This window comes from Sodalis sp. RH20 (assembly GCF_047324205.1).
Classification (GTDB): domain Bacteria; phylum Pseudomonadota; class Gammaproteobacteria; order Enterobacterales; family Enterobacteriaceae; genus Acerihabitans.
This window is the reverse complement of the sequence record NZ_CP178733.1, coordinates 5,598,930-5,623,619: the sequence shown is the minus strand read 5'-3', so window position 1 is coordinate 5,623,619 and position 24,690 is coordinate 5,598,930. Positions and strand designations below refer to the sequence as shown.

At 60.5% G+C, this 24,690-nt stretch carries 21 protein-coding genes; 10 read left to right on the top strand and 11 right to left on the bottom strand.

Annotated features, from left to right (window positions below; translation table 11 throughout):
• Positions 1–17: 17 nt before the first annotated feature.
• The gene (locus ACL2XM_RS25700; RefSeq protein ID WP_410016727.1) at positions 18–887 is read right to left on the bottom strand and encodes an AraC family transcriptional regulator N-terminal domain-containing protein; all 870 of its coding nucleotides are present in this window, start codon (positions 885–887) and stop codon (positions 18–20) included.
• 291 nt (positions 888–1,178) lie between these two features.
• Between ACL2XM_RS25700 and dkgA the strand changes: the two genes are divergently transcribed.
• A complete protein-coding gene (gene dkgA, locus ACL2XM_RS25695) occupies positions 1,179–2,009 on the top strand; it encodes a 2,5-didehydrogluconate reductase DkgA (protein ID WP_413733269.1) in 831 nt (276 codons plus the stop codon).
• 112 nt (positions 2,010–2,121) lie between these two features.
• On the opposite strand, the gene ftsP is transcribed toward dkgA, so the two are convergent.
• The 3 genes from ftsP to parC form a co-directional block, all read right to left on the bottom strand.
• Positions 2,122–3,534 (bottom strand): cell division protein FtsP, encoded by a 1,413-nt coding sequence (gene ftsP / locus ACL2XM_RS25690; RefSeq protein ID WP_410013452.1) that lies wholly within the window; start codon positions 3,532–3,534, stop codon positions 2,122–2,124.
• Positions 3,535–3,539: 5 nt separating this feature from the next.
• Positions 3,540–4,292 (bottom strand): 1-acylglycerol-3-phosphate O-acyltransferase, encoded by a 753-nt coding sequence (locus ACL2XM_RS25685; RefSeq protein WP_410013451.1) that lies wholly within the window; start codon positions 4,290–4,292, stop codon positions 3,540–3,542.
• Positions 4,293–4,454: 162 nt separating this feature from the next.
• Positions 4,455–6,743 (bottom strand): DNA topoisomerase IV subunit A, encoded by a 2,289-nt coding sequence (gene parC, locus ACL2XM_RS25680; RefSeq protein WP_410013450.1) that lies wholly within the window; start codon positions 6,741–6,743, stop codon positions 4,455–4,457.
• A 223-nt stretch (positions 6,744–6,966) separates the two neighbouring features.
• Between parC and ACL2XM_RS25675 the strand changes: the two genes are divergently transcribed.
• The 7 genes from ACL2XM_RS25675 (at position 6,967) to ACL2XM_RS25645 (ending at position 14,877) form a co-directional block, all read left to right on the top strand.
• Positions 6,967–7,548 carry an NAD(P)H-dependent oxidoreductase gene (locus ACL2XM_RS25675; RefSeq protein WP_410013449.1) on the top strand — a complete coding sequence of 194 codons (582 nt, stop codon included), beginning with the start codon at positions 6,967–6,969 and terminating at the stop codon, positions 7,546–7,548.
• A gap of 42 nt (positions 7,549–7,590) precedes the next feature.
• The gene (locus tag ACL2XM_RS25670) at positions 7,591–7,902 is read left to right on the top strand and encodes a putative quinol monooxygenase (RefSeq protein ID WP_162366350.1); all 312 of its coding nucleotides are present in this window, start codon (positions 7,591–7,593) and stop codon (positions 7,900–7,902) included.
• Positions 7,903–8,190: 288 nt separating this feature from the next.
• The gene (locus tag ACL2XM_RS25665; RefSeq protein ID WP_413731903.1) at positions 8,191–9,711 is read left to right on the top strand and encodes a sugar ABC transporter ATP-binding protein; all 1,521 of its coding nucleotides are present in this window, start codon (positions 8,191–8,193) and stop codon (positions 9,709–9,711) included.
• Between the two features lie 8 nt (positions 9,712–9,719).
• Positions 9,720–10,706: an ABC transporter permease gene (locus tag ACL2XM_RS25660; protein WP_413728854.1), complete on the top strand. Its 987-nt coding sequence runs from the start codon at positions 9,720–9,722 to the stop codon at positions 10,704–10,706.
• A gap of 229 nt (positions 10,707–10,935) precedes the next feature.
• Positions 10,936–12,291 (top strand): glycerol-3-phosphate transporter, encoded by a 1,356-nt coding sequence (glpT, locus tag ACL2XM_RS25655; protein WP_413731902.1) that lies wholly within the window; start codon positions 10,936–10,938, stop codon positions 12,289–12,291.
• A gap of 254 nt (positions 12,292–12,545) precedes the next feature.
• Positions 12,546–13,616, top strand: a complete 1,071-nt coding sequence (locus tag ACL2XM_RS25650) for a sugar ABC transporter substrate-binding protein (protein WP_413731901.1) — start codon at positions 12,546–12,548, stop codon at positions 13,614–13,616.
• A 10-nt stretch (positions 13,617–13,626) separates the two neighbouring features.
• Positions 13,627–14,877, top strand: a complete 1,251-nt coding sequence (locus ACL2XM_RS25645; RefSeq protein WP_413731899.1) for an LVIVD repeat-containing protein — start codon at positions 13,627–13,629, stop codon at positions 14,875–14,877.
• Between the two features lie 293 nt (positions 14,878–15,170).
• Here ACL2XM_RS25645 and mtnK read toward each other — a convergent pair whose 3' ends face one another.
• Positions 15,171–16,370 carry an S-methyl-5-thioribose kinase gene (gene mtnK, locus ACL2XM_RS25640; protein ID WP_410013444.1) on the bottom strand — a complete coding sequence of 400 codons (1,200 nt, stop codon included), beginning with the start codon at positions 16,368–16,370 and terminating at the stop codon, positions 15,171–15,173.
• Positions 16,371–16,497: 127 nt separating this feature from the next.
• Between mtnK and mtnA the strand changes: the two genes are divergently transcribed.
• Positions 16,498–17,529, top strand: a complete 1,032-nt coding sequence (gene mtnA / locus ACL2XM_RS25635; RefSeq protein ID WP_413731897.1) for an S-methyl-5-thioribose-1-phosphate isomerase — start codon at positions 16,498–16,500, stop codon at positions 17,527–17,529.
• Positions 17,530–17,654: 125 nt separating this feature from the next.
• On the opposite strand, the gene ACL2XM_RS25630 is transcribed toward mtnA, so the two are convergent.
• From ACL2XM_RS25630 to ACL2XM_RS25610, 5 genes are all read right to left on the bottom strand, one after another.
• Positions 17,655–18,200: a 1,2-dihydroxy-3-keto-5-methylthiopentene dioxygenase gene (locus tag ACL2XM_RS25630; RefSeq protein WP_413729393.1), complete on the bottom strand. Its 546-nt coding sequence runs from the start codon at positions 18,198–18,200 to the stop codon at positions 17,655–17,657.
• Positions 18,197–18,886 (bottom strand): acireductone synthase, encoded by a 690-nt coding sequence (mtnC, locus tag ACL2XM_RS25625; protein ID WP_410013441.1) that lies wholly within the window; start codon positions 18,884–18,886, stop codon positions 18,197–18,199. The genes ACL2XM_RS25630 and mtnC overlap by 4 nt, the downstream gene beginning before the upstream one ends.
• Complete coding sequence (locus ACL2XM_RS25620) at positions 18,883–19,497, bottom strand: methylthioribulose 1-phosphate dehydratase (RefSeq protein ID WP_413729392.1); 615 nt, start codon at positions 19,495–19,497, stop codon at positions 18,883–18,885. Before ACL2XM_RS25620 ends, mtnC begins: the two co-directional genes overlap by 4 nt.
• 152 nt (positions 19,498–19,649) lie before the next feature.
• Entirely contained in the window at positions 19,650–20,522 is an 873-nt protein-coding gene (locus tag ACL2XM_RS25615; protein WP_413731895.1) for an NAD(P)-dependent oxidoreductase, read from the bottom strand.
• A 219-nt stretch (positions 20,523–20,741) separates the two neighbouring features.
• On the bottom strand, positions 20,742–21,971 hold the full coding sequence (locus tag ACL2XM_RS25610; RefSeq protein ID WP_413731894.1) for an MFS transporter: 1,230 nt from the start codon (positions 21,969–21,971) through the stop codon (positions 20,742–20,744).
• 112 nt (positions 21,972–22,083) lie between these two features.
• Between ACL2XM_RS25610 and ACL2XM_RS25605 the strand changes: the two genes are divergently transcribed.
• Complete coding sequence (locus ACL2XM_RS25605; protein WP_413723498.1) at positions 22,084–22,698, top strand: TetR/AcrR family transcriptional regulator; 615 nt, start codon at positions 22,084–22,086, stop codon at positions 22,696–22,698.
• Positions 22,699–22,779: 81 nt separating this feature from the next.
• Here the strand turns inward: ACL2XM_RS25605 and parE are convergent, their stop codons facing one another.
• Positions 22,780–24,675, bottom strand: coding sequence for a DNA topoisomerase IV subunit B (parE, locus tag ACL2XM_RS25600; protein WP_413727638.1), 1,896 nt, complete (start codon positions 24,673–24,675; stop codon positions 22,780–22,782).
• Positions 24,676–24,690 lie beyond the last annotated feature (15 nt).

Sequence of the window (24,690 nt, the reverse complement as noted above, 5' to 3'; positions counted from 1 at the left end):
TCTCCCCCCGGCGGGGGTTATATCTGCAACGCCGGGTTATGTCCCGGCACGCGCACGCGCGCCACGTCTTCCCGGGGCGAGATACCGAAATAACGTTTAAACTCCCGGCTGAACTGCGAGGGGCTTTCATACCCCACCTGCATGGCCGCGGTACCGGCGTTCAGTCCGTCATGCAGCATCAGGATGCGCGCCTTATGCAGCCGGTAGGTTTTCAGGTATTGCAAAGGCGAAGTGCTGGTCACCGCTTTGAAATTATGATGGAACGCCGACAGGCTCATATTGACGTCCGCCGCCAGTTGCTCGATGGTCAGGTTATCGGCAAACTGCCGTTCAATTTTTTTCAGGATCTTGGCGATCTGGTTAAAATGCGATTGCCGGTTCGCCAGGGCGTACAGCGCGTCGCCGCATTCGCCCTGCAGCAGGTAATACAGAATTTCGCGCACCACGGCCTGCCCCAGCACCCGCGCGTCCAACGGCTTATCCATAATATCCAGCAGGCGTTCGGCGGCACAAAATAATTCTTCGGTCAGCGGCGCGGCGTTAATGCCGCTTGACCGGGGGGTAACCGGCCTGAACTGCGCATCGTCCCCCATATCGATAATCAAATCCTGCAGCATCAGGGTATCGACGCCAATAAACAATCCCACCAGCGGCTCTTCCCGCGAGGCGAACGTCTCGCATTCGAACGGCAGCGGCACGCTCAGCAGCAGATATTGGCTGGCGTCGTAAACAAAGGTTTTGCCGCCGAGATAACCGGTTTTACGGCCCTGGAACAGGATAATGATGCCCGGCTCGTACATTACCGGGGTGCGGGCATAATAGGCGTCGGCATGCAGCAGCTTCACATGGGGAATGGTCACGGCCTTGTTCTCCCGCAACAATTGCATGGCGCGCAGCGACAAACGGGTACAGAGGGATTGATTTTGCGTCATGGCAAGGTTCTCTTGTTTGTACGATCCTATAGGTATAGTGCCTTTTTTTACTCCTTTTCTATAGTCTTTTGGAGAAACAGGCAAATAGCGGACAGGAATAAGCATTGAGTCCCAGCCGTGGGATGATCACAATGGAGGGGTACTCACGCCACGCAACACCGCAATTTCTACTAGAATAACTGATCTCGCAACGAGAGATCCCTGCCGGCCTGAACGGGACCGGCGCATGGAAAGTAAGGAGAAATGATGTCGACGCAACCTACAGTAAAATTTCATGATGGACGTACCATGCCACAGCTCGGGCTGGGCGTTTGGCAGGCCAGCAACGAAGAAGTCCTGAAGGCGGTGCAGGAAGCGCTGAAAGTCGGTTACCGCTCTATCGACACCGCGGCCATTTACAAGAACGAGACCGGCGTCGGCGAAGCGCTGCAGGCGGCCGCATTGCCCCGTGAACAGCTGTTTATCACCACCAAGCTGTGGAACGCCGATCAGACGGTGGCGCCTAAGGCGCTGGAAGAAAGCCTGAAGAAGCTACAGCTTGATTATGTCGATCTGTATCTGATGCACTGGCCGGTACCCTCGCAGGATACTTATGTCCAGGCCTGGCGCGATATGGTCAAGCTGAAGGAGGAGGGACTGGCAAAAAGCATTGGCGTTTGTAATTTCCATGCTCCTCATTTGCAGCGCCTGCTGGATGAAACCGGGGTTACGCCGGTGATTAACCAAATCGAACTGCATCCGTTGCTGCAACAGCGCGAACTGCGCCAATGGAACGCCGCCCACGATATCCTGACTGAATCCTGGAGCCCGTTGGCCCAGGGCGGGGAAGGCGTTTTTGACCAGGCAATTATCCGCAGGCTGGCGGAAAAATACGGTAAAAGCCCGGCGCAGATCGTGATCCGCTGGCATCTCGACTCCGGCCTGGTGGTGATACCGAAATCGGTAACGCCGTCGCGTATCAAAGAGAACTTCGCGGTGCTGGACTTCAAGCTGCAGCAGGACGAGTTGGACGCCATTGCCCAACTGGACAGCGGTAAACGACTGGGGCCAAATCCGGATACGTTTGTGAAACCCTGATAAGCGCCGGTGGCATGACTGGCCTGGTCATATTCTCTCCGGGTCCCGCCGGGATCCGGAGGGTGGCTTACATTGCCGTGAGCCGCCGCAGTCGTATGGCCGGGCCGGCAATTTAGCCGGGACTGACGGTAAACTGGCCGGCGCAGCCGCGATCGGCCATTTCCAGCGTCTGGCTATAATACAGGAACGGGAAATGGTCGCCGGCCACCTGCGGAAACCAGACCATCAGCTCCACATCGCCGTCGACCCATACCGTATCCTTCCAGCCGCGGTCTTCCGGCAAGGGCGAATTGCCATTGACCCGCTTGATCAAAAACGCCACGCCCTGGATATGGAATGACTGCGCCGTCTCGGCGTGGATGATCCAGCGCTCAAAGCTGCCTTGCAGCGCCCGGAAATCGGTGCGGTTCATATCCCACATGGCGCCGTTGATTTCAGGCTGGCTGCCCCCGAGATGAAACTCCCGCGTGCGGGTGATATTGCCGTCGATCACCTGGTCCGACAGCAGCCGCATCGGCAGGTTATCGGTGACCAGCGGCAGCAGGCCGGTGGGTTTGAGCGTCAGCACAATGGTTGAGATCAGGATCGACGAGGGTTCAAAAAAACCGCGCACCCGATCCATAATGCCCGCCGCCGCGCCGGCGGTGATCGCCACTTCTTCGCCTTTCGACATATCAATCAGGATTTCGCGCCGCTCGCCGGGGGCAAGCGAGAGTTGGCTTACCGGCACCGGGGCCGGTAAAAACCCCTGATCGCCGGCCACCACCTGCATGGTGCGTCCGTCGCTCAGTTGCAGCTGGTAGCGCCTGGCGTTCGAGGCGTTAAGCAGCCGCAGGCGCACCCAGCCCCGGGAAACCTCCACGAACGGACTCTGGGCGCCATTGGCCAGCAGGGTGTCGCCGAAAAAACCGCCGTTGGCCGGCGGGTTATAGACTGGGGCGCCAAAGTTATCCAGGCGCTTATCCTGGATGATGACCGGGAAATCGTCCACGCCGTAATGATTAGGCAGAGGTGAGGACTTACTGACTTCATCTTCCACCAGCCAAAGCCCCGCCAGGCCGTTATAGATATGCGGCGCCATGCGGTTGGGGGTGTTGGCGTGATACCAGCAGGTGCCGGCCGGCTGGCGGATGGGGATAACCGGCGACCAGTCGACGCTGGCCGACATCATGCGCGGGGCGCCGCCCATCAGCGAGCCGGGCACTTGCAGGCCGCTGACCGTCATGGAAACCGGTTCGTTAAGACGATTGTTATAGATGAGCTTAACGTCGTCGCCGTTGTATACCCGTACCGTCGGGCCAAGGTAGCCGCCGTTGATACCCCAGGTGGCGGCGCGCCTGCCGGGCATAAACTCCCAGTGCGCCCGTTGCAGCGTCAGGAACAGCGGCTGTCCCCGGCGCGATTCCAGCAACGGCGGAATGGGCAAGGCGGTCGGTTGCCCGGCGGCCCGCGCCCTCAGCGGCAGCGCGCCGGCGCATAACGCAATCCCCGATGCCTGGATAAACTGACGCCTGTTGAATGACATAGCCGTTACCCGGCCTTTTGCGGCGCCGGACGCCCTTCGCGCTGGGCCACTTCCGCATCCAGCTCCGCCAGTTTGGCCGCCATGATATCGCGGCAGTGCGCGGCCAGTTCGCGCACCTGATCGCGCCCATAAGGCGTGATATCCACCGGCGGCAGAATTTCCACGATCACCAGGCCGTTGTTCCAGCGGTTCAGCCTGATCTTACCGTTGGACGTATTGGAGACGCAAATCGGCACCACCGGCACCCCGGCGGCGATGGCCGCGTGGAACGCGCCCATTTTAAACGGCAGCAGCCCGCGGCCCCGGCTGCGGGTGCCCTCCGGGAACATCCAGATGGATATGTTTTTTTTCTTTATCTGCTTAACGATTTCAGCAATGGTGCCGTGGGCGCGCGAACGGTTTTCGCGATCGATAAGCAGATTGCCCGTCAGCCAGTAAAGCTGGCCGAAAAAGGGAATCCACAGCAGGCTTTTTTTACCCACCGTCACCGTGCGCGGCTGCACCATGCTCGCGGCGGTCACCATGTCATAATTATTTTGATGATTGGCGATATAGATGCAGTTTTGCCGGGTCACCAGCGTTTGGGGGTAACGCAGTTCGACCTTCAGGCCGAGGATGGGAGCCATTCGCCCGAACATCCGGCCGAAAGTGGCGACATGACGTGGGTTTCTCGGGCTGAACAGACAATAAATCAAGCCAAATACGCAAATACAAATAGAAAGCAGCACCACCACAATGGTACGAATAATCGCTAGCATATTAACCTCTTAACCATCAGCCGCCGCTAGTATACCGGCTTCATGACAAAATACACGGTTATTCCCCGTACGGCGCTGATAACATTTAAGTCAAACCGCGGCCGGCTGACCTCAACGCCGCCGGGGGCCCGGCGGAAAAGCGCGGGCCCAACGGCCGGACCGCTACTGGTCCGGCAGCGCGGCCTGGCCAGGATCGGCCGCGGCCAGCGGGTCGTCTATCTCAATGCGGTCGATACGCTGCAGGCCGCGGGGCAGTAGCGTTCCTTTCCGTCCCCGTTCGGCGCGATATTTTTGCAAGTCCTCCGGTCGCAGGGTTAATTTGCGTTTGCCGACATATAGCGTAGCCGATCCCTTGGTGGACAACAGCAGCATCCAGACCAGGCGATCTTTGCCGGCGGCCGCGTCGGCCGCGGCAATCGAGACAATTTTATTGCCTTTGCCCTTGGTAAGCTGCGGGAGATCGCTTACCGGGAACAGCAGCAGCCGTCCCGCCTCGGTAATCACCATCAGCAATTGCTCGATCTCATCATTCACCCAGAGCGGCGGCATGACCCGGGCGTTTTCCGGCAGGGTCAGCATCACCTTGCCGGCGCGGTTGCGGGCCACCAGATCGTCGAAGGTGCAGACGAACCCGTATCCGGCATCGGAGGCCAGCAGCAGTTTCTGCTGGTCGGTGCCGGTCAGCATCTGCTCGACGGTAGCGCCGGGCGGCAGCGTCAGCTTGCCGGTTAACGGCTCTCCCTGCCCTCTGGCCGATGGCAGCACGGACGGCTCCAGCGCGTAGCTGCGCCCCGTGGAATCGATAAACACCACCGGCTGGTTGCTTTTGCCGCGGGCGGCGGAAAGGAAGTTGTCGCCGGATTTATAGTTCAGCGCGCTGGGATCGATATCGTGCCCCTTGGCGCTGCGCACCCATCCCATGGTGGACAGGATGATGGTCACCGGTTCCGACGGCGTCAATTCGTTTTCGCTCAGCGCCCTGGCCTCGCCGCGCTCAACCAGCGGCGAGCGGCGGGGATCGCCGTAGGCGGCGATGTCCGCCTCGATCTCTTTCTTCAGCAGATTGCTCAGCTTGCGCTCGGAGGCCAGGATGCCCTGCAGCTTTTCGCGCTCTTTTTCCAGCTCCGCCTGCTCACCGCGGATTTTCATCTCTTCGAGTTTAGCCAAATGGCGCAACTTTAATTCCAGGATGGCGTCGGCCTGGGTCTCGCTGAGCGCAAAGCGCTGCATCAATTGCTGTTTCGGCTCATCCTCGGTGCGGATGATATGGATGACCTCATCCAGGTTAAGGTAGGCCACCAGCAGCCCCTGCAGGATATGCAGGCGGCGCAGCACTTTTTCCAGCCGGTAGTTCAGGCGGCGGCGCACCGTGTCGCGGCGATACACCAGCCATTCGGTGAGGATTTCCAGCAGGTTCTTGACCGCCGGACGGGCGTCAAGACCAATCATGTTCATGTTGATGCGGTAGCTGCGCTCCAGATCGGTGGTGGCGAACAGATGATGCATCACCGCCTCCAGGTCGACCCGGTTGGAACGCGGCACCACCACCAGACGGGTGGGATTTTCATGATCCGACTCGTCGCGCAGATCCTCCACCATCGGCAGCTTCTTCGCCCGCATCTGGGCGGCGATTTGTTCCAGCACCTTGGCGCCGGACACCTGGTGCGGCAGCGCGGTAATCACCGCCTCGCCGTCCTCGATTTTCCACAGGGCGCGCATGCGCACCGAACCGCGTCCGCTTTGGTAGATTTTGCGGATATCCTCGCGCGGGGTAATGATTTCCGCCTCGGTGGGATAATCAGGCCCCTTGACATGGTCCAGCAACTGCTCAAGGGTGGTTTTCGGATTGTCCAGCAGCGCGATAATCGCGGCGCCGACCTCGCTGACATTATGCGGCGGGATATCCGTGGCCATGCCGACGGCGATGCCGGTGGTGCCGTTAAGCAGGATATTGGGCAGCCGCGCCGGCAGGGTTTTCGGCTCCTGCAGCGTGCCGTCGAAATTAGGGGCGTAATCCACGGTGCCCTGGCCGAGCTCGCCGAGCAGCAGCTCGGCGTATTTGGACAGCCGGGACTCGGTGTAACGCATGGCGGCGAAAGACTTGGGATCGTCCGGCGCCCCCCAGTTGCCCTGGCCGTCCACCAGCGGATAACGATAGGAAAACGGCTGCGCCATCAGCACCATGGCTTCATAGCAGGCGCTGTCGCCGTGGGGATGATATTTACCCAGCACATCGCCTACGGTACGGGCCGACTTTTTATATTTGGCGTTGGCGTTTAGCCCCAGCTCCGACATGGCATAGACAATACGGCGCTGTACCGGCTTGAGGCCGTCGCCGATAAACGGCAGCGCGCGATCCATGATGACGTACATGGAATAGTTAAGGTAGGCATTCTCGGTAAATGTATGCAGCGCCAGGCTTTCCGCGCCGTCATGAGCCAAATCACTCATTGATTGTTGTTTCCTCTCACCGCGGTATGGTCTGGGTAGCTAGCCATACCCTTTGGTTTGGTGGTAATAGTCCATGATACTACCCTATCCGGCCCCCGGCTGTCACAGGGCTTGATGGCGCGGCTTTATTGCGCCGCGGACAAAAATGTTGTGCGTCAGGCGCCCTGTTTCATTTTGTCCGCGCGGGCTACACTGCCGTTCAATCTATTTAAGGCAGGATAAAATGAAAAACGTCTTTATTATTAACGCAGGTAAAAAATTCGCCCACTCCGAGGGCGCCTTAAACAACACCATGGCCGACGTGGCCGCCACGTTCCTGACGGAGGCTGGCCTGAACACCCGCGTGACGGTGGTGGACCAGGGTTACGACAGTGAACGCGAGGTGGACAATTATCTTTGGGCGGACGCGGTCATTTACCAGATGCCCGGCTGGTGGATGGGACAGCCCTGGATCCTGAAAAAATATATCGACGAGGTTTTTACCGTCGGTTACGGGCGCCTGTATGCCAGTGACGGGCGCACGCGTTCGGACAGCACGAAAAAATACGGGTCCGGCGGCCTGATCCAAGGCAAAGGCTATATGCTGTCGCTGACCTGGAACGCTCCGCTTGAGGCCTTCACGGACCCGGATCAGTTTTTCGAGGGCGTGGGCGTGGACGGGGTTTACCTGCCGTTCCATAAAGCCAACCAGTTCCTCGGCATGTCGATGCTGCCGACCTTTATCTGTAACGATGTCATAAAACAACCGCAAATTGAGCGGGATATCATAAAATATCGCGAGCATCTCGGCCGCGTCTTTGGTTAACTAGTGTCGACCCGAACTACCCATCCAAAAACTGAGGAATCGATGATCACGGTAATTGCAGAAATCAAAGTGAAACCGGGACGAAGAGAAGCGGTTTTAGCCGCCATCCAGGCACTCCGGCCCAACGTTCTGGCGGAAGACGGTTGCAGCGAATATACCTTGCTCACCGACTATAAGGCGCAGGTGCCCTGGCGCAAAACCGCCCCCGACTCCATTTTCATGCTGGAGCAGTGGAAAAGCATCCGTCATCTCGAGCAGCACCAGCAGGCGCAGCATATGGACGATCACCGCGCTCATATCCGCAACGACGTCATGGACGTGACTTTCCATATTCTGGAAAGACGCACCGATTGATTTTTGCCGGGCAGCCCCGCGCGGCTGTCACCGATAATACCAGGCCGGCAGTGACCTGCGATGCGGGGCAACTGCCGGATTATCTCCTCGCCGGTCCATCAATGTTTGCCCTCTGCCCCGCCCATGGGGGATTCAAGGGCGTCAGCGCGTCGGCAGGGATAAAGATCAAGACCGTTTTTATGTAGCTTATGCTTTTTCCGTTATTGCCAAAACACCCCTGTTGATGAAATATTCCGTCATTATGGAATAACGGTCCTTTATGGCGTGTCGGAAAAAATCCCCGTGCTCATGTCTACACCCAGGCCCAAAGAGACGTCCCGCCTGGAAATGCGTCATATTTCCATTGCCTTCGCCGGTTTCAGGGCATTGGACCAGGTCGACTTCACCCTAGAAGGCGGCTCGGTGCACGCGTTGATCGGCGCTAACGGCGCCGGCAAATCCACACTGATGGCCATCCTGTCCGGCACCCACGCCCATTACCAGGGCGAGATCCTGATAGACGGCGAACCGGTGGATCTGCGCTCGCCGCGCCAGGCCAAGCTGCAGGGGATCCATCTGGTGCAGCAGGAAGTGGATGTGGCGCTGGTGCCGACGCTGACGGTGGGGGAAAATATCATGCTGGACAGGCTGGCGGAACGCGGCCAGCTGTGCCACTGGCCCCGGCTCTACCGGCAGGCGCAGGCGCTGCTCACGCAGCTGGAGGTCAATCTTGACGTGCGCCTGCCCGTCGGCCGTTGCACGCTGGCGGAAAAACAGCACATCCTGCTGGCGCGGGCGTTGTCCCACCGCTGCCGTTTCCTGATCCTCGACGAGCCCACCGCGCCGCTCGATCTTGCCGAAAGCGAGCGGCTGTTTGCGGTGACCCGACGTTTGCAGGCGGAAGGCATCGGCGTGGTGTTTATTTCCCACCGCATCCACGAACTGGCGCAAATCTGCGATAGGTTAACGGTACTGCGCGACGGCAGGCGGGTCGGCGACGGCCCCATGGCCGGTTTGACCAGCGCGCATATCATTGAAAAAATGCTCGGCCACCCCCTGGACGCTATTTTCCCGCCGCCGCGTCCGTCCGCCGCCAGCCCGATCCTGCTGCGGGTGGAGGGACTGCACGATGAAACCCTGTTGCGCGATATTTCCCTTTCGCTTCGCCGGGGTGAAATCCTGGGGATAGCCGGCCTGGCCGGCGCCGGTAAAACCGAGCTGTGCAAGGCATTGTTCGGCGCCTCGGCCGCCGGCGTCGTCCACGGCGAGCTGAACGGTAAACCCTGGCGCCCGACGACGCCTTATGACGCGGTAAGGCGGGGGCTGGCCCTGGTGCCGGAGGAACGGCGCAAAGAGGGCATCTTTATCCACGAAAATATCCCCATGAATCTGAGCGTTTGCGCAGATGATACGTTTACCCGCTGGGGCTGGTTCAGCGCCGGCCGGGCACGGCGCTTCGCGCAGCAGGTGGTGGATCGCCTGGGCATTCGCGCCAGCGGACTGGATCAACAACTGCTGCGCCTGTCGGGCGGCAACCAGCAAAAAGTGGCCATCGGCAAATGGCTGCGCGGCCACGCCGAGGTGCTGATCTTCGACGAACCGACTAAAGGCGTGGATATCAAGGCCAGGCAGGATCTGTTTGTGCTGATTGACGGCCTGGCGCGCCGGGGCAAGGGCATTATCTATGCCTCGGGCGAGTTTTCCGAGCTGCTGGGCCTGTGCGATCGGATTTGCGTGATGTGGGACGGCCGTATCGTGGCGCAGCTGGACGCGCGCGCCACGGATGAGGAAACCCTGTTGTTATATTCAACCGGAGGTACGCTCCCGTGAGCAACAACCTGTTCGTAAAGGCTGGCGCGCTACCCTGGCGCCACCGTTTGTTTGAATTTTTATACCGTTGGGGGATGCTGCTGACGGTAGTGGCGCTGGTGGCGCTGTTCGGCCTGGCCTCGGACAACTTTCTCGATCCCAACAATATCGTCAATATCCTGCGCTCCATCGCCATTGTCACCGTGATTGCCATCGGCGTCTCCCTGTCGCTGGCGGTGGGCGGTTTCGACCTGTCGGTGGGGTCGACCGCGTCGCTTGCCAACGCGCTGGTGATGTCGATGTTTGTCTGGCATGGCCTGGATACCACGCAGGCGATAGTGCTGACCCTGGCCGCCTGTACGCTGGTGGGACTGTTTAACGCCTTTCTGATCGTGGTGCTGAAAATCCCCGATATGCTGGCGACCCTGGGGTCGCTGTTTGTGGTGCAGGGCGTTGCGATGACCTACAGCTTCGGCGGTTCCATCACGCAAAATATGGTGCTGCCGGGCGGCGATATGGCGGAAGGCGAGATTCCGGCGGTGTTTTCCACCCTGGGCCAGGTGCCGGTCATCGTGATTATCATGCTGGCGGTCACGGTGGTGGTGCAGCTCGGTTTATCCCTGACCAAGCACGGGCGCCGGATGTACGCCATCGGCGGCAATCCGGAAGCGGCGCGGCTGGCCGGCATCCGTACCGCACGTTACCGCATCCTCGCCTATGTCATCTCGTCGTGGCTTGCCGCGCTGGGCGGCATTTTACTGGCCTCGCGCATCGGGTCTTCCCAGGTGAACGCCGGAGGCGGCTACCTGATGGACGCGGTGGCCGCGGCGTATATTGGCTTTTCCCTGGCGGGATCCGGCAAACCCAACGCCTTGGGCACGCTGGTGGGCGCGGTGATCCTGGGCGTATTGCAAAACGGCCTGGTCATGATGTCGGTACCCTACTATGCGATGGATATCATCAAGGGCCTGGTGCTGGCCGCGGCGCTGGCCATCACCTATATCCAGCGCCGCTGACGCAAGGTGGTGTTGCCGTCGCGCGCCGGGCGGACCGGCGGCATAACCCTATTAATGTAAGTGTTTCTATCAGATTCCCGCAGCATTCTATCAAAAACGGAATATTCCTCCCGACGCGGGTCGCGTAATACGTGGCCCATGCGCGACTTTGCCCCGCCGCTCCGGCCATACTTCGGTTGCCTGAATAAAAGTATAGGCAGGTCATTTTTTCAACATCACCGGAGACGAAATGCTACGTTTGTTCAAACCCGCCGCCCACCAGCCCCGCGTACCCGATCAACGGGTTGATCCCCTTTACCGCCGCCTGCGCCGGCAGCTGTTTTTAGGTATTTTTTTCGGCTACGCCGCGTATTATCTGGTGCGTAAAAATTTTGCGCTGGGGATGCCTTACCTGGTTGAGCAAGGCTATAGCCATGGCGACCTGGGCGTTGCCTTCTCAGCCATTTCCATTGCCTACGGCATATCCAAATTCGTCATGGGTTCGGTGTCGGATCGGTCCAATCCCCGGGTATTCCTGCCGGCCGGGCTGTTACTGGCCGCCGCGGTGATGCTGTTTATGGGGCTCGTGCCCTGGGCGACCTCCAGCATCGCCATTATGTTCGCGCTGCTGTTTGCCTGCGGCTGGTTCCAGGGCATGGGCTGGCCCCCGTGTGGGCGCGTCATGGTGCATTGGTGGTCCCATAAGGAGCGCGGGACCATCGTCTCGGTATGGAATTGCGCCCACAACGTGGGCGGCGGCATTCCGCCGCTGCTGCTGCTGCTGGGCATGATTTGGTTTAACGACTGGCACAGCGCCCTGTATATGCCGGCCGTGGCCGCCATCGTCATGGCGGTGGTCGCCTACGCGCTGATGCGCGACACGCCCCAGTCCTGCGGGCTGCCGCCGATAGAGGAATACAAAAACGACTACCCGCCGGAATATGATAAACACGCCGCCGAACAGGAGCTGACCACCCGGCAGATCCTGCAAAAATATGTCTTCCCCAATAAGCTGCTGTGGTATATCGCCCTGGCCAACGTGTTTATTTACCTGCTGCGCTACGGCATTCTCGACTGGTCGCCGACCTACCTTAAGGAGGTAAAGCACTTCACGCTGGATAAATCCTCCTGGACCTATTTCTGTTATGAATATGCCGGTATTCCCGGCACGCTGCTGTGCGGCTGGATGTCCGATAAAGTTTTCAGGGGCAATCGCGGCGCCACCGGGATGTTTTTCATGGTGCTGGTCACGCTCGCAACGGTAGTGTACTGGCTTAATCCGGTGGGCAATCCCGGCGTGGATATGCTGTGCATGCTGATGATTGGCTTCCTGATTTACGGTCCGGTGATGCTGATAGGGCTGCACGCCCTGGAGCTGGCGCCGAAAAAAGCCGCCGGCACCGCCGCCGGTTTTACCGGCCTGTTCGGCTATCTTGGCGGCTCGGTGGCGGCCAGCTCCGTGGTCGGCTATACGGTGGACTATTTCGGCTGGGACGGCGGATTTATGATAATGATCGGCGGCTGCGTCCTGGCCGTGCTGTTGCTGGCGCTGACCATGTTCGGTGAAAAACAGCACCGCCGGCAGCAGGCGGCGGCGAACGCCTGACCGGCATCACTTCTGCGCGGCGTAGTCCGATGATACGCCGCGTTTTTATCCCCTGGGTGGCCCACCGCACGCCAATCATCCCCAAACACACGAAATGGCATAACATCTGCCAAAAAGTCATAACGGAAAACATTTCTTATTACGCGCGCGCTGGCTATGATGCAATGCCGGGCCGAATAGACATCCAGACATACAGGCTTCTATCTTATGCCCCGGCGCCCACGCTTATCCTATTTACCCTCATGGAGCCGTTGATGAAAAAATTATTCTCCCCGCTGCTGGCGCTGGGCCTGCTGGCAGGCCTGCCAGCCTTCGCCGCCGCGCCCGCGCCCGTGCCCGCCGCCATCGCCCAGCATAACGGTCCCATCCGCATCGCGGTCATCCGCAACCTGGGATCGGATGACAATACTACACAGTTTGTCTCGGGGGTCATCGAGGAGGGGAAAAAGCTGGGTTTTAAGGTCAGTACCTTTTTAAGCAACGGCGACGATGCCCGGTTCCAGGATTTTGTTAACCAGGCCATTACCCAGAAATACGACGGCATTATCCTGTCCCAGGGGCGGGACCCTTATTCCACCGAGCTGGTCAAACGCATCACCGCCAGCGGTATAGCGGTGTCGGTATTCGATACGGCGGTTAACGGCGTGGTGCCGGGCGTAACCGTCACCCAGCAGGATGACGCATCCCTGACCAGGGAATCCTTCGGGCAGTTGATCAAGGACTTCAACGGCAAGGCCAATATCATTAAATTATGGGTGGCCGGCTTCCCGCCCATGGAGCGGCGCCAGGCGGCCTATAAAGCCCTGCTGCAGGAAAATCCCGGCATTCATGAGCTGGAATCCCTCGGCGCGGTGTCGTCGGATGTGCAGGGCGATACCGCCAATAAGGTCGGCGCGGTGCTGGCCAAATATCCCAAAGGTAAAATCGACGCTATCTGGGGCACCTGGGACGCGTTTAGCCAGGGAGCCTATAAGGCGCTCAAGGAAAACGGCCGAACCGAAATCAAGCTGTACAGCATCGACATTTCCAACCAGGATCTGCAATTGATGCGTGAATCGGACAGCCCCTGGAAGGTCAGCGTGGCGGTGGATCCAAAGCTTATCGGCAAAATCAACCTGCGCCTGGTGGCCAATAAAATAGCCGGCGCGCCGACGCCCGCGACCTATGAATTCCGCGCCGCCGTTATCCCCCAGGCGCTGCTGGCCAGCCAGCCGGGGGCGGTGAATATGGCGTCGCTGGCGACCATTATCCCGGGCTGGGGCCGGGCGGACGACTTTGTCGCGCCCTGGTTTGCCACCCTTGAAGCCGCTCACGCCAAGAAATAAGGGCATACCGATGGCAGATAAGCAACTCCCCGTCCCGGAATACAGCCGCAATATGCGGCTGCTCAGCCATAGCGACCAAGGGGGTAGACCCGACGGCGTGCAGGTCATGGTGCACCGGGGCTACGCCTACATTGGGCATATGGTGTCGCAAGGCGTATCCATTGTGGATGTGCGCGATGTCAAGCATCCGAAACCCGCCGGTTTTATCGCCGCGCCGCCCGGTACCTGGAACGTGCATTTGCAGGCCCATGACGACCTGCTGCTGGTGATTAATGCGCGCGATTTGTTTGCCGACGCGCGTTTTGCCGATGAAAAAGTCTATTACACCCGCCAGGTCAACGATACCGTGAGCCAAGGCCCGGCGGATCGCGGCTGGAGCGCCGGTTTACGCATTTTTGATATCAGCGTTCCCGACAGGCCGCGGGAAATCAGCTTTTTATCCCTGGACGGCATCGGCATTCACCGCATCTGGTATGCGGGCGGGCGCTGGGCGTATGTGTCGGCCCTGTTGGACGGCTACAGCGATTATATTTTCCTGACCATCGATTTGGCCGATCCCGCCCGTCCCGCGGTAGCGGGAAAATACTGGCTGCCGGGCATGCACACCGCCGGCGGCGAACAGCCGGATTGGCCACAGGGCAAACGCTATGCGCTGCACCATGCCATTGTCAGCGGCGATACCGCCTACGGCAGCTGGCGCGACGGCGGCCTGACACTGCTGGATGTCAGCGATCGCACGCGACCGGCATTGATAAGCCACCGCAACTGGAGTCCGCCGTTTGGCGGCGGCACCCATACCGCCCTGCCCCTGCCGGACCGGGATCTGCTGATCGTGCTGGACGAAGCGGTGCTGGATAACCAGGAAGACGGCGAGAAACTGATTTGGGTCTTTGATATCCGCGCGCCGGCGAACCCGGTGAGCATCGCCACCTTCCCGCAGCCAAACGAAGCGGATTACGTGCGTAAAGGCGCGCATTTCGGTCCGCATAACCTGCATGAAAACCGTCCGGGCAGTTTTATCAGCTCGACGCTGATTTTCGCCACTTACCAGAATGCCGGGATACGCGCCTATGATATCAGCGATCCCTATCATCCGCGGGAAACCGGCGCGCTGGTACCCGCGCCGCCGGCGACGCTAACGGATAAACGCCCCGGCAGGCCGAAGGTCATACAGTCCTGCGATGTCTTTGTGGATGCCCAGGGCATTATCTACGCCACGGATTACAACGCCGGGCTGTCGATTATCGAATATTTGGGCTGAGGATAAAGTACCAGCGGGCGTTCGCGGGCTGGGTCCGCGAACGCCGCACAGCAATAGCGGGAAAAAACTCAGAAGATTAATTTGAACACGCCGGTGAGGGTTAACAGACCAACAATAAAGATAATCGCAATAATCCACAGAAAAATTTTCATTCCCTTTTCCTTCTCGTTTGGGTTGTCATCGTTTAGCGCTTAAGTCGATGAAATCGTTATATCAGTATAGAAGAAGAAAACAGGAATGCAGGCCACCCGCAAGAAAAAATACGCATCATTGCGGCGGCCCGGTCCGGCGGCTCAGCCGTTCTGCCTGATGCGGGCCAGCAGCGCGTCGACATCGGGAATATGCGCCGCCGCCAGAATCAGCGTCTTGCCCAGGCTCAGCGCCTGGCGCTGGCATTGATGGCGCATTGCTTCGTCGGTGATGGTATCCAAATCCGCGACATGGGCAAAACCGATAGTGCGCCGGATTAGCTCGGTACCGCAATATCCCACCGCATCCGTCCAGACCTGCTGCAGGAACCGCCGCGCATAGCCGGGCTCGGCCAGCATGATATCCCGGCTTTTTTCAACAGCCAGACCCAGGAACCCTTCGGCGAACGCCTGCCACAGCGCGCGCACGTCCCTAAGGCGCTGCTCGCGGGCGTCCGCCGCCTCGCGCAGGGCCAGCAGCCCCGGCAGGCCGCAGTAATTGAGCAGCAGGTTGCCCATGGCGGTGCCGAGATCAAACCCCATCGGGCCGTAATAGCCGAACTCGGCGTCTATTACTTTTAGCCGGCCCGCGGCGACAAAGATCGACCCGCTGTGGACATCGCCGTGCAGCAACGCCTGCGCCTGGCTGAGGAAGCGATGCTTTAAACCCGCCACCGCCGCCTTCAGCGCGCTGTCGCCCTGTATCGCCGCCACCTCGTCCGTAAGCGACGGCGGGAATGCATTGCGCTCATGGGTGATATAAGGATCGGTAAAAAACAGATCTTCGGTGATCTGGCACATCTCCGGATTAGTGAAACGGCTGACCTCCGCTTTTTTGTGCTGGGGACGCTGGTAAAAATCCGAGGTATGGAATAGCGCCTGCGCCAGATATTCGCCCAGCTGGCCGGCGGCCTGGGGATAAACAGCGCCGTTGATCAGTTCACGGCGCCAGATGCTATGGTCGGAGAGATCTTCCTGAATCATCACCGCCAGGTCCGCGTCGTGGTGCAGGATGCGCACCGTGTGCCGCGGGCAGAACGCCCCGTGGATGAGCAGGGTTTCCGCTTCGATCCTGGCGCGATCGAGCGTCAGCGGCCATGATTCGCCGACGCAGCGCACATAAGGCAGCGCCTGCTTGACGATGACCCGGCTGACGCCCTGGCTGTCCAGGATTTTAAATACCAGGTTCAGGTTGCCGTCCCCGACCTCTTCGGCGGCCACCAGGGCATCCGGTTGATCCACGCCGGCATAATGGCGGGCATAATCCACGGCGTCGGCGGCGGTGAGGGTATGGTAAACAGACAAGGCGCACCTCATACAAAGGGAATTAAGGCCGTAAAGGCGTAAAAGCATGTAGACGTCTATACATCTTCCCGTCATGTTGGCAGAATAGCCATTAAGTTGCAATAACCTAAAAGGGACTTAACGATCGATGCAAAATCTTAACACCGCCAGCATGCGCGTGCGCGACGGCCGTTTGTGGATTCTGGACCAGCAGGCGCTGCCGCAGCGGCAAAACTGGTGCGCCACCGATACCGAGGCGGATCTTATCGATCATATCCGCACGCTCCGGGTACGCGGCGCGCCGCTGATCGGCCTGTCCGCCAGCCTGCTGCTGGCGCTGCTGGCGGAAAGCGGCATGGCGCGCCCGCAGCTGGCGCAATCCCTTGCCGCTTTAGGCGCGGCGCGGCCCACGGCGGTTAACCTGATGAATAATCTGGCGCGAATGCGTCTGGCGCTGGAGCAGGAGGCTTATGCCGCCGCCATGGCGGCGGAGGCGTTGCGCCTGGTGGAAGAGGACCGCTCGCTGTGCGCGGCCATTGCCGGCCACGGCGCGGCGCTGGTGCGCCCCGGCAGCCGCCTGCTGACCCATTGCAATACCGGCGGCCTGGCCACCGCCGGCATCGGCACCGCCCTTGGCGTGATAAGCGTGGCCGCCGCGCAGGGCAAGGTACAAAAGGTCTGGGTGGATGAAACCCGTCCGCTGCTGCAGGGCGCGCGCCTGACCGCCTGGGAGCTGGGAGAACAGGCCATACCCTATACGCTGATTTGCGACGCCATGGCCGCCGGCCTGATGGCGCGGCGGGAAGTGGACGCCGTTTGGGTCGGCGCGGACCGGATTGCCGCCAACGGCGACGTGGCCAATAAAATCGGCACTTATAGCCTGGCGGTGCTGGCGCGCTTCCACGACATCCCCTTTTATGTCGCCGCGCCTCACACTACCCACGATCCCGCGTGCCCCGACGGGGACGCCATTCCCATTGAGCAGCGGGCGGCAAGCGAGGTCACCGGGGTAGCCGGCAGCTTCGGCAGTTGCCAATGGGCGCCGCAAAACGCCGATGTCTATAATCCGGCGTTTGATGTCACTCCCGCCGCGCTTATCAGCGCCTGGGTGCTGGATACCGGCGTGGTGACGCCCGGGCAGGCGCAGGCAGGCATCTTCCGCCGCCCGCTGGCGCGCTAGCACCCGGCGCGAAGCCGCCGTCTACCGGAACGCCATCGCTCACGCCGGCCGGTAATCAACCGGGCGGCCATAGCGGCATCCGGCGCGGTAAGCCCCGTCCGGAGGCCGGGCATTAATGCGGCCGCTTATCTCTCCAGGCGCGGATAACGGTCGGCGATGGCATCGCCGGTAAACCTGGCCACCCATCCTTCCGGGTTGTCAAAAACCCGGATGGCGGTGAAATGCGGGGCGCTTCCCATATCAAACCAATGGGGCGTGCCGGCGGGCACCGAGATAAGATCGTTCTTCTCACACAAGATCTGCCAGATTTTTCCATGCAGATGCAGGCAAAACAAACCGGCGCCCTCGACAAAAAAGCGCACCTCGTCTTCGCCGTGGGTGTGTTCCGCCAGGAATTTTGCCCGCAGCTGCTCGCGCTCCGGATGATCGGCGCGCATGCTGATCACATCCCAGCTCTGATAGCCTTTCTCCGCCACCAGCCGGTCGATGGCCGGCTGATAGGCGGCGATCACCGCCGCCGGAGCCGGATCCCGCTCCAGTTCACGGTCGGCCTGCCAGCGCTCAAAACGAACGCCGATGTCGTTAAGCTGCCGGCGGATGGCCTCGGCGTCGCGGCTTTGCCACACCGGCTGGTCGGCATGGGTATCGCTGAAAATCGTTAACGCGCTCATTGGGCGATCTCCTGTAAGTCAATCTGGTCAAACCGGTTAACCTGGGGGTAATGCTGCTGCGGGTCCGCCTCGTCGCGCACCAGCTGGCACACCCGCCAGCCCGCCGCGCGCGCCGCCGCCAGCTCTTGCCCGATATCGGACAGGAACAGCAGCTCGCCGGGCGGCAGCCGCAGCTCGCGGGAAATGGCGCGATAGGACGCCGTCTCCCGTTTGGCGCCGATGCGGGTATCAAAATAGCCATCGAACAGCGGGCGCAGGTCCCCGGCCTCGCTGTGGCCGAACAGTAATTGCTGGGCCTCCACCGAACCGGAGGAGTACACATACAGCCCCAGCCCCTGCCGCCGCCATTCGGCCAGTCTGGGCGCCACATCGGGATAAAGGTGGCCGAGAAAATCGCCCTCCTGGTAGCCCTCGCGCCAGATCATGCCCTGTAGGGTTTTCAGGGCGGTGGACTTGCGGTCTTCATCCATAAAACCGAACAGCGTGGCGATAAGCGCCTCGGTATCGGCCTCGGGCCGGTTGATTTCCCGCCGTAATGCCGCCAATGCCCGCGCCACGTCTTTCCCGGCGGCATGCCGGCGCACATAGCCCGCCAGCCGTTCACGCGCGTAAGGAAACAGCACCTGATGGACAAAGCGGATGTCGCTGGTGGTGCCTTCGATATCGGTGACGATGGCCCTGATCATTTTGCCTCCAGCTGGCGGCGCAGCAGCTCGCACTGGAACAAGAACTCCAGCCCTTCCAGATGGCGCCGCGCCTCGAAGACATCGCGCCCCCAGCAGTAGAGGCCGTGGCCGCGCACCAGAAAGCCGTGGCGCAACGGGGTAGCCTCGTGATGGGCCGCCACCCGGGCCGCCAGCGCCGGGATATCCTGATCGTTATCGAAAATCGGCACGGCCACCTGTTCCAGGTGGCTGGCGACGCCGTCGAGGGATTTTTGCATCTCGTAGCCCGTCAGCAGCAGCGCCTGGCCGGCCTCAAGGCGCGACAGCACGGTGGCATTCACCGAATGGGTATGCAAAATGGCCCCGGCCGCCGGAAAACAACGGTACACCAGGGTGTGCAACCCGGTCTCGGCGGAGGGTATGCGCGCGTCCAGCACCTGGTTGGTGGTGATATCCACCGGCAGGAAATCCTGCGCGCGCAGCCGTCCCTTATCCTTGCCGGATTCGCTGATAAGGCACAGCCCCGCCTGCGCGCGCACCGACATATTGCCGCCGGTAGCCGGGCTCCATCCTTTGGCGCCGATCCAATGGCACGCGTCCACCAATGCGGCCAACTGCTGATTCTCTGCCATACCTGTCCGTTCTCCTGCCGCGGGCGATAAGGGTCAACGTGATTTTTAGCCGTTTAACCATCCGCATGTCTTGATAGCTAAATAGTAACATCGGGTTAATGCAACGGCAACATGGCGTGAGCAGACTCTTTCCCCAGGGTATACAACAAGGACTACCGGGGAAAGTCAGGTTCATCCCTTTGTCTGTTGATGGTGAAATCCGCCACCACCGACCAATCCCGCGCCCCATGGCCTGCGGCCACGGCATCGCCCATCTGCCGATGAATGGCGGCAAGCATGGGGAGTTGCCGCCCCAGCTGTTCGGCCGCCTCCCGGGCCAGGCGCAAATCTTTAAGTCCGAGTGAAGCCTTGAAGCCGGGCTCGTAACGTTCTTGCGCGATATTGGCCGCGTACAGCTGGTAGGAACGGCTGCCAAACAGGGTGCCGAGGATCAGCTCGAAAAAGCGATCGCGCGCCAGGCCGTTAGCCTCGGTGAGCACCACCGCCTCCGCCATCGCCTCAATCGCCATGGTGATCATCATATTGCAGGCAATCTTGGCGGCATGCGCGGTGGGCGGCTGTTCGCCCATGTCCCAGACGCGCTTGCCGATAACCGCCAACAGCGGCCGAACGGCGTCGATTGCCGCCGCGGCGCCGGCGACCAGGATATTGAGCTCGCCTTTGGCGGCGACGTCCGGGCGACCCAATACCGGCGCGGCCACATAGGCAATCCCCGCCTGCTGATGATACGTCACCAACTCCTGCGCAAACGCCACCGAAATAGTCGACGCCACCACGTGCACCAGCCCGGGTCTTGCATGCGCAAACGCATTTGTATCCACCAGCACGCTGCGAATGGCGGCATCGTCGGACAGCATCGTCAGCACCACCTCTGATTGCAATACCTCAACCGGCGTCGCCATGATGTCCACCCCTTCAAGATGGCTGCCTGAGCGATTCCAGGCTGTTACCCTATGGCCGGCCGCAACCAGTTTCAATGCCATCGCGCTCCCCATTGCGCCTAATCCGATTAATCCAATGTCCATTGTTGTTCCCCTGTATCAGTGGTTTGGCGCAGCGACGGCGGCATTGAGGAAATCGGCCGTCGGCGGACTGGCGGCGGCGAAGGCCGAGGCCTCTGCCGTCACATAAGAATGGGTAAATCCACCAGTGAGGGCAGCCGCAAGCACCCTGGGCGCCCATGCCGTACTGCCGCGCGTCGCTGGCCGGCGGTTCAACCCGCAGCGTGCAACGGCATAATTTTTCTAATCGGTAACCAAGGCGCGGTCCTGCCGGCTGCCGGCGGGAAATCCATGCCGGGAGGCGCGGGAGGCGACGGCAAGGCCTGCCAGTAAAAGGGCCAGCAGAACCCAGGGGAATGACCGTACACCCCCATGGTCAAGCAGCAGTCCGCCGAAAAGCCCGCCAAGGGCAATGGCGCTGTTCCAAACCACGACGTTCATTGACAGCGCAACGTCCGCGCCCGCCCCGGCCGCGTCGGCCAGCGCGGTCTGGAGCAGTGTGGCGGCGCCGCCGAACGTCAGTCCCCAAACGGCGACACCGGCATAGATCATCAGGGGTGAGGCGGCATTAAGGCCAAAGAGGAGTGATATCAGCGCAAACACGGATAACGAGATCAGCACCGCCCGGCGCAGATGTTGTTCGACAACGCGTCCCGTAATGGAGATGCCCCCGAGCGCGGCCAGGCCGAAAGCCAGCAATACCCGATCGACGCTGCCGGCCAGACCGGCCGGACCGATAAACGGGGCAACGTACGTATACAGTATGTTATGAGCCAGCATCCAGAGTAATACCACCGCCAGTACGGGTCTTACGCCCGGCGTGAAAAGGACTTTTTTCAGCTGCATCCGTTGCGGATCCGACTGTCCCGGATAGTTCGGCACGGCGGCAAGAACCCAAACGATGAGGATGACGGACAGTCCGGACATCACAGCGAAAGTCAGGCGCCAGCCCAGCACACTCCCCAGCCAGGTACCCAGCGGCACGCCAAGGGAAAGCGCAATAGGGGTTCCCACCATCGCCAGGGCCATTGCCCGGCCCTGTAATGCCGGCTGTACCATCCGGCGGGCGTAGCCGGCCAGCAGGCTCCAGGCGAGACCGGCGCAAGCCCCCGCCAGAAAGCGCGCCGCCAGCGTAAGCATCATGCTGGACGACATCGCCGTCAGCGTATTGAACGCCAGAAAACCGGCGATCGTTACCAGCAACACGTGCCGGCGAGGCCATGTGCGTGTCGCGAGCGTCAATGGAATGGCCGCAATCAGTGAACCGGCGGCATATACGGTCACCATTTGGCCCGCCAGCGACATCGAGATCCCCAGGCCGGCGCTGATTTCGGGTAATAAGCCAGCGGGAACGGTTTCGGTCATAATGCATATAAACCCCGTCATGGCGAGGGCCAGCAGCGCGAGTACCGGCAGGCTTTCATTTTGTTGCCGGTAGTCTTGGCGCCGGGAGGGAGAAGGCTGAGATTTCATCGCGTATACTCTTGGGCTTATTTATATATCGATTAGTACAAATATCGTGAAACGAATAGGTTGTCAAACAATTATGTATCAATTAGTATAAAATTATTGAAGCAGGAGAGAGATCATGCGAACCGGACGACCGAGACAGTTTGATCGCGACGAAGCCGTGCGCCAGGCAATGCATCTGTTCTGGGAATATGGTTATGAATCAACGTCATTGACGCAACTGAAAGCGGCTATCGGCCGCGGCATCACCGCACCCAGTTTTTATGCCGCCTTTGGTTCAAAAGAAGGGCTTTTTCGTGAAGCGGTGGCCTGTTACCTGGCCACGCACGGGCGCGTCACCGAGCCGCTTTGGGATCCGGCACTGCCGCCTCGCCAGGCCATTGAGCGGGCGTTGTCGGATTCCGCCCGCATGCAGTGCGAGCCCGGGCATCCCAAAGGGTGCATGGTGGCGCTCGGCGTCATGTCTGCCGGCTCCCCCGAGTACAACCCTGTGCTCAAACCGCTTGCCGATTCCCGCAACCGCACACGCACCGGATTGAGAAACTGCGTTAACAGAGCTATCAGCTCAGGAGAACTGCGGGGAGAGGCCGGTACGCAGGCCCTGGTGGTTATTTTTGACAGCTTCCTGCTGGGGATATCCACGCTGGCGCGCGACGGCATACCCCTGAGCGATATCGAAGGGGCGATTGCCCAGATTATGACCTTGTGGGATGCGGCGTCCGCCAGTTAGCCCAAGAGGTTTCAGGCGGCTATCCGCGCAGCCAGCACGGCTGGCCGCCTTGCGCCGGCAGGCGCCCCTGCCGTAAGGGGACTATACCTCGATCTCGGCCTCGTCGCCTTTTTCCTGCAGCCAGTTGCGCCGGTCTTCCGAGCGTTTTTTCGCCAGCAGCATATCCATCATCGCCAGCGTCTGCTGCATATCCTCGTCGTTGATGGTGAGCTGCACCAGGCGGCGGGTGTTGGGATCGAGCGTGGTCTCGCGCAGCTGCAGCGGGTTCATTTCCCCCAGCCCTTTAAAGCGCTGCACGTTCGGGGTGCCTTTTTTGCGTTTCAGTTGCTCGAGCACGCCGGCTTTTTCGCCTTCGTCCAGGGCATAAAACACTTCCTTGCCCAGATCGATACGGTACAACGGCGGCATGGCGACATACACATGGCCTTCCTTCACCACCGCGCGGAAATGGCGCACAAACAGCGCGCACAGCAGGGTGGCGATATGCAGGCCGTCGGAGTCGGCGTCGGCCAGGATGCAAATCTTGCCGTAGCGCAGCTGGCTTAAATCATCGCTGTCCGGATCAATGCCGATCGCCACCGAAATATCATGCACTTCCTGCGACGCCAGCACTTCATCCGAGGAGACTTCCCAGGTGTTGAGGATCTTGCCCTTCAGCGGCATGATCGCCTGGTATTCCCGATCGCGCGCCTGCTTGGCCGACCCGCCGGCGGAGTCCCCTTCCACCAGGAACAGCTCGGTGCGCGCCAGATCCTGCGCGGTGCAATCCGCCAGTTTCCCCGGCAGCGCCGGGCCGCTGGTCAACTTCTTGCGCACCACTTTTTTCGAGGCGCGCAAACGCCGCTGGGCGCTGGCCACCGCCAGTTCCGCCAGCTGTTCGGCTACCTGGGTATTTTGATTCAGCCACAGGCTGAAGGCATCCTTCACCACGCCGGAGACAAACGCGGCGCACTGGCGGGAAGACAAACGCTCCTTGGTCTGGCCGGCAAACTGCGGATCCTGCATTTTCACCGACAGCACATAGGCGCAGCGCTCCCAGATATCTTCCGCCGACAGCTTAACGCCGCGCGGCAGGATATTGCGGTATTCGCAAAACTCGCGCATGGCGTCCAGGAGGCCCTGGCGCAGCCCGTTGACATGGGTGCCGCCCTGGGGAGTGGGGATCAGGTTAACATAGCTTTCGGTCAGCAGCTCGCCGCCCTCGGGCAGCCAGAGCAGGGCCCAGTCGACGGTTTCGGTATCGCTGGCAAAGGCGCCGGTAAACGGCGCCTCGGGCAGGGTAATCAGCCCGTTGATCGCCTGGTTAAGGTAGTCGGTCAGGCCGGAGGCGTAGCACCAGCGGTGCTCGGTGTTATTAACCTGATCGGTAAAGACTATTTCCACGCCGGGACAAAGCACCGCCTTCGCTTTGAGCAAATGGGCCAGCCGGGAGGCTGAAAAACGCGGGCTGTCGAAGAACTGCGGATCGGGCCAGAAATGCACGCTGGTGCCGGTGTTGCGTTTGCCGCAGGTGCCGATGATCGACAGATCCTCGACCTTATCGCCGTTTTCGAACGCGATGGCGTAGATGTTGCCGTCGCGGCGCACCGTCACATCCACCCGGGTAGACAGGGCGTTGACCACTGAAATACCCACACCGTGCAGGCCGCCGGAGAACTGGTAGCTTTTGTTGGAGAATTTACCGCCCGCATGCAGGCGGCACATAATCAGCTCGACCGCCGGCACCCCCTCCTCGGTATGGATATCCACCGGCATGCCGCGGCCGTCGTCGGTCACTTCCAGGGATTGATCGGCATATAACACCACGTCGATACGCCGGGCATGGCCCGCCAGCGCTTCGTCGACGCTATTGTCGATGACCTCCTGGCCCAGATGGTTGGGCCGGGTGGTGTCCGTGTACATGCCGGGACGACGACGTACCGGCTCCAGTCCGCTTAATACTTCTATCGCATCGGCGTTATAGCTTGATTGAGTCATGGCTTAAAGTATATT

Bases quoted from the DNA above. Each gene is read 5' to 3' on its own strand.
- ACL2XM_RS25700 (WP_410016727.1), bottom strand. From the start codon at position 887: ATGCAATTGTTGCGGGAGAACAAGGCCGTGACCATTCCCCATGTGAAG.
- dkgA (WP_413733269.1), top strand. From the start codon at position 1,179: ATGTCGACGCAACCTACAGTAAAATTTCATGATGGACGTACCATGCCA.
- ftsP (WP_410013452.1), bottom strand. From the start codon at position 3,534: ATGTCATTCAACAGGCGTCAGTTTATCCAGGCATCGGGGATTGCGTTA.
- ACL2XM_RS25685 (WP_410013451.1), bottom strand. From the start codon at position 4,292: ATGCTAGCGATTATTCGTACCATTGTGGTGGTGCTGCTTTCTATTTGT.
- parC (WP_410013450.1), bottom strand. From the start codon at position 6,743: ATGAGTGATTTGGCTCATGACGGCGCGGAAAGCCTGGCGCTGCATACA.
- ACL2XM_RS25675 (WP_410013449.1), top strand. From the start codon at position 6,967: ATGAAAAACGTCTTTATTATTAACGCAGGTAAAAAATTCGCCCACTCC.
- ACL2XM_RS25670 (WP_162366350.1), top strand. From the start codon at position 7,591: ATGATCACGGTAATTGCAGAAATCAAAGTGAAACCGGGACGAAGAGAA.
- ACL2XM_RS25665 (WP_413731903.1), top strand. From the start codon at position 8,191: ATGTCTACACCCAGGCCCAAAGAGACGTCCCGCCTGGAAATGCGTCAT.
- glpT (WP_413731902.1), top strand. From the start codon at position 10,936: ATGCTACGTTTGTTCAAACCCGCCGCCCACCAGCCCCGCGTACCCGAT.
- ACL2XM_RS25650 (WP_413731901.1), top strand. From the start codon at position 12,546: ATGAAAAAATTATTCTCCCCGCTGCTGGCGCTGGGCCTGCTGGCAGGC.
- ACL2XM_RS25645 (WP_413731899.1), top strand. From the start codon at position 13,627: ATGGCAGATAAGCAACTCCCCGTCCCGGAATACAGCCGCAATATGCGG.
- mtnA (WP_413731897.1), top strand. From the start codon at position 16,498: ATGCAAAATCTTAACACCGCCAGCATGCGCGTGCGCGACGGCCGTTTG.
- ACL2XM_RS25630 (WP_413729393.1), bottom strand. From the start codon at position 18,200: ATGAGCGCGTTAACGATTTTCAGCGATACCCATGCCGACCAGCCGGTG.
- mtnC (WP_410013441.1), bottom strand. From the start codon at position 18,886: ATGATCAGGGCCATCGTCACCGATATCGAAGGCACCACCAGCGACATC.
- ACL2XM_RS25620 (WP_413729392.1), bottom strand. From the start codon at position 19,497: ATGGCAGAGAATCAGCAGTTGGCCGCATTGGTGGACGCGTGCCATTGG.
- ACL2XM_RS25615 (WP_413731895.1), bottom strand. From the start codon at position 20,522: ATGGACATTGGATTAATCGGATTAGGCGCAATGGGGAGCGCGATGGCA.
- ACL2XM_RS25610 (WP_413731894.1), bottom strand. From the start codon at position 21,971: ATGAAATCTCAGCCTTCTCCCTCCCGGCGCCAAGACTACCGGCAACAA.
- parE (WP_413727638.1), bottom strand. From the start codon at position 24,675: ATGACTCAATCAAGCTATAACGCCGATGCGATAGAAGTATTAAGCGGA.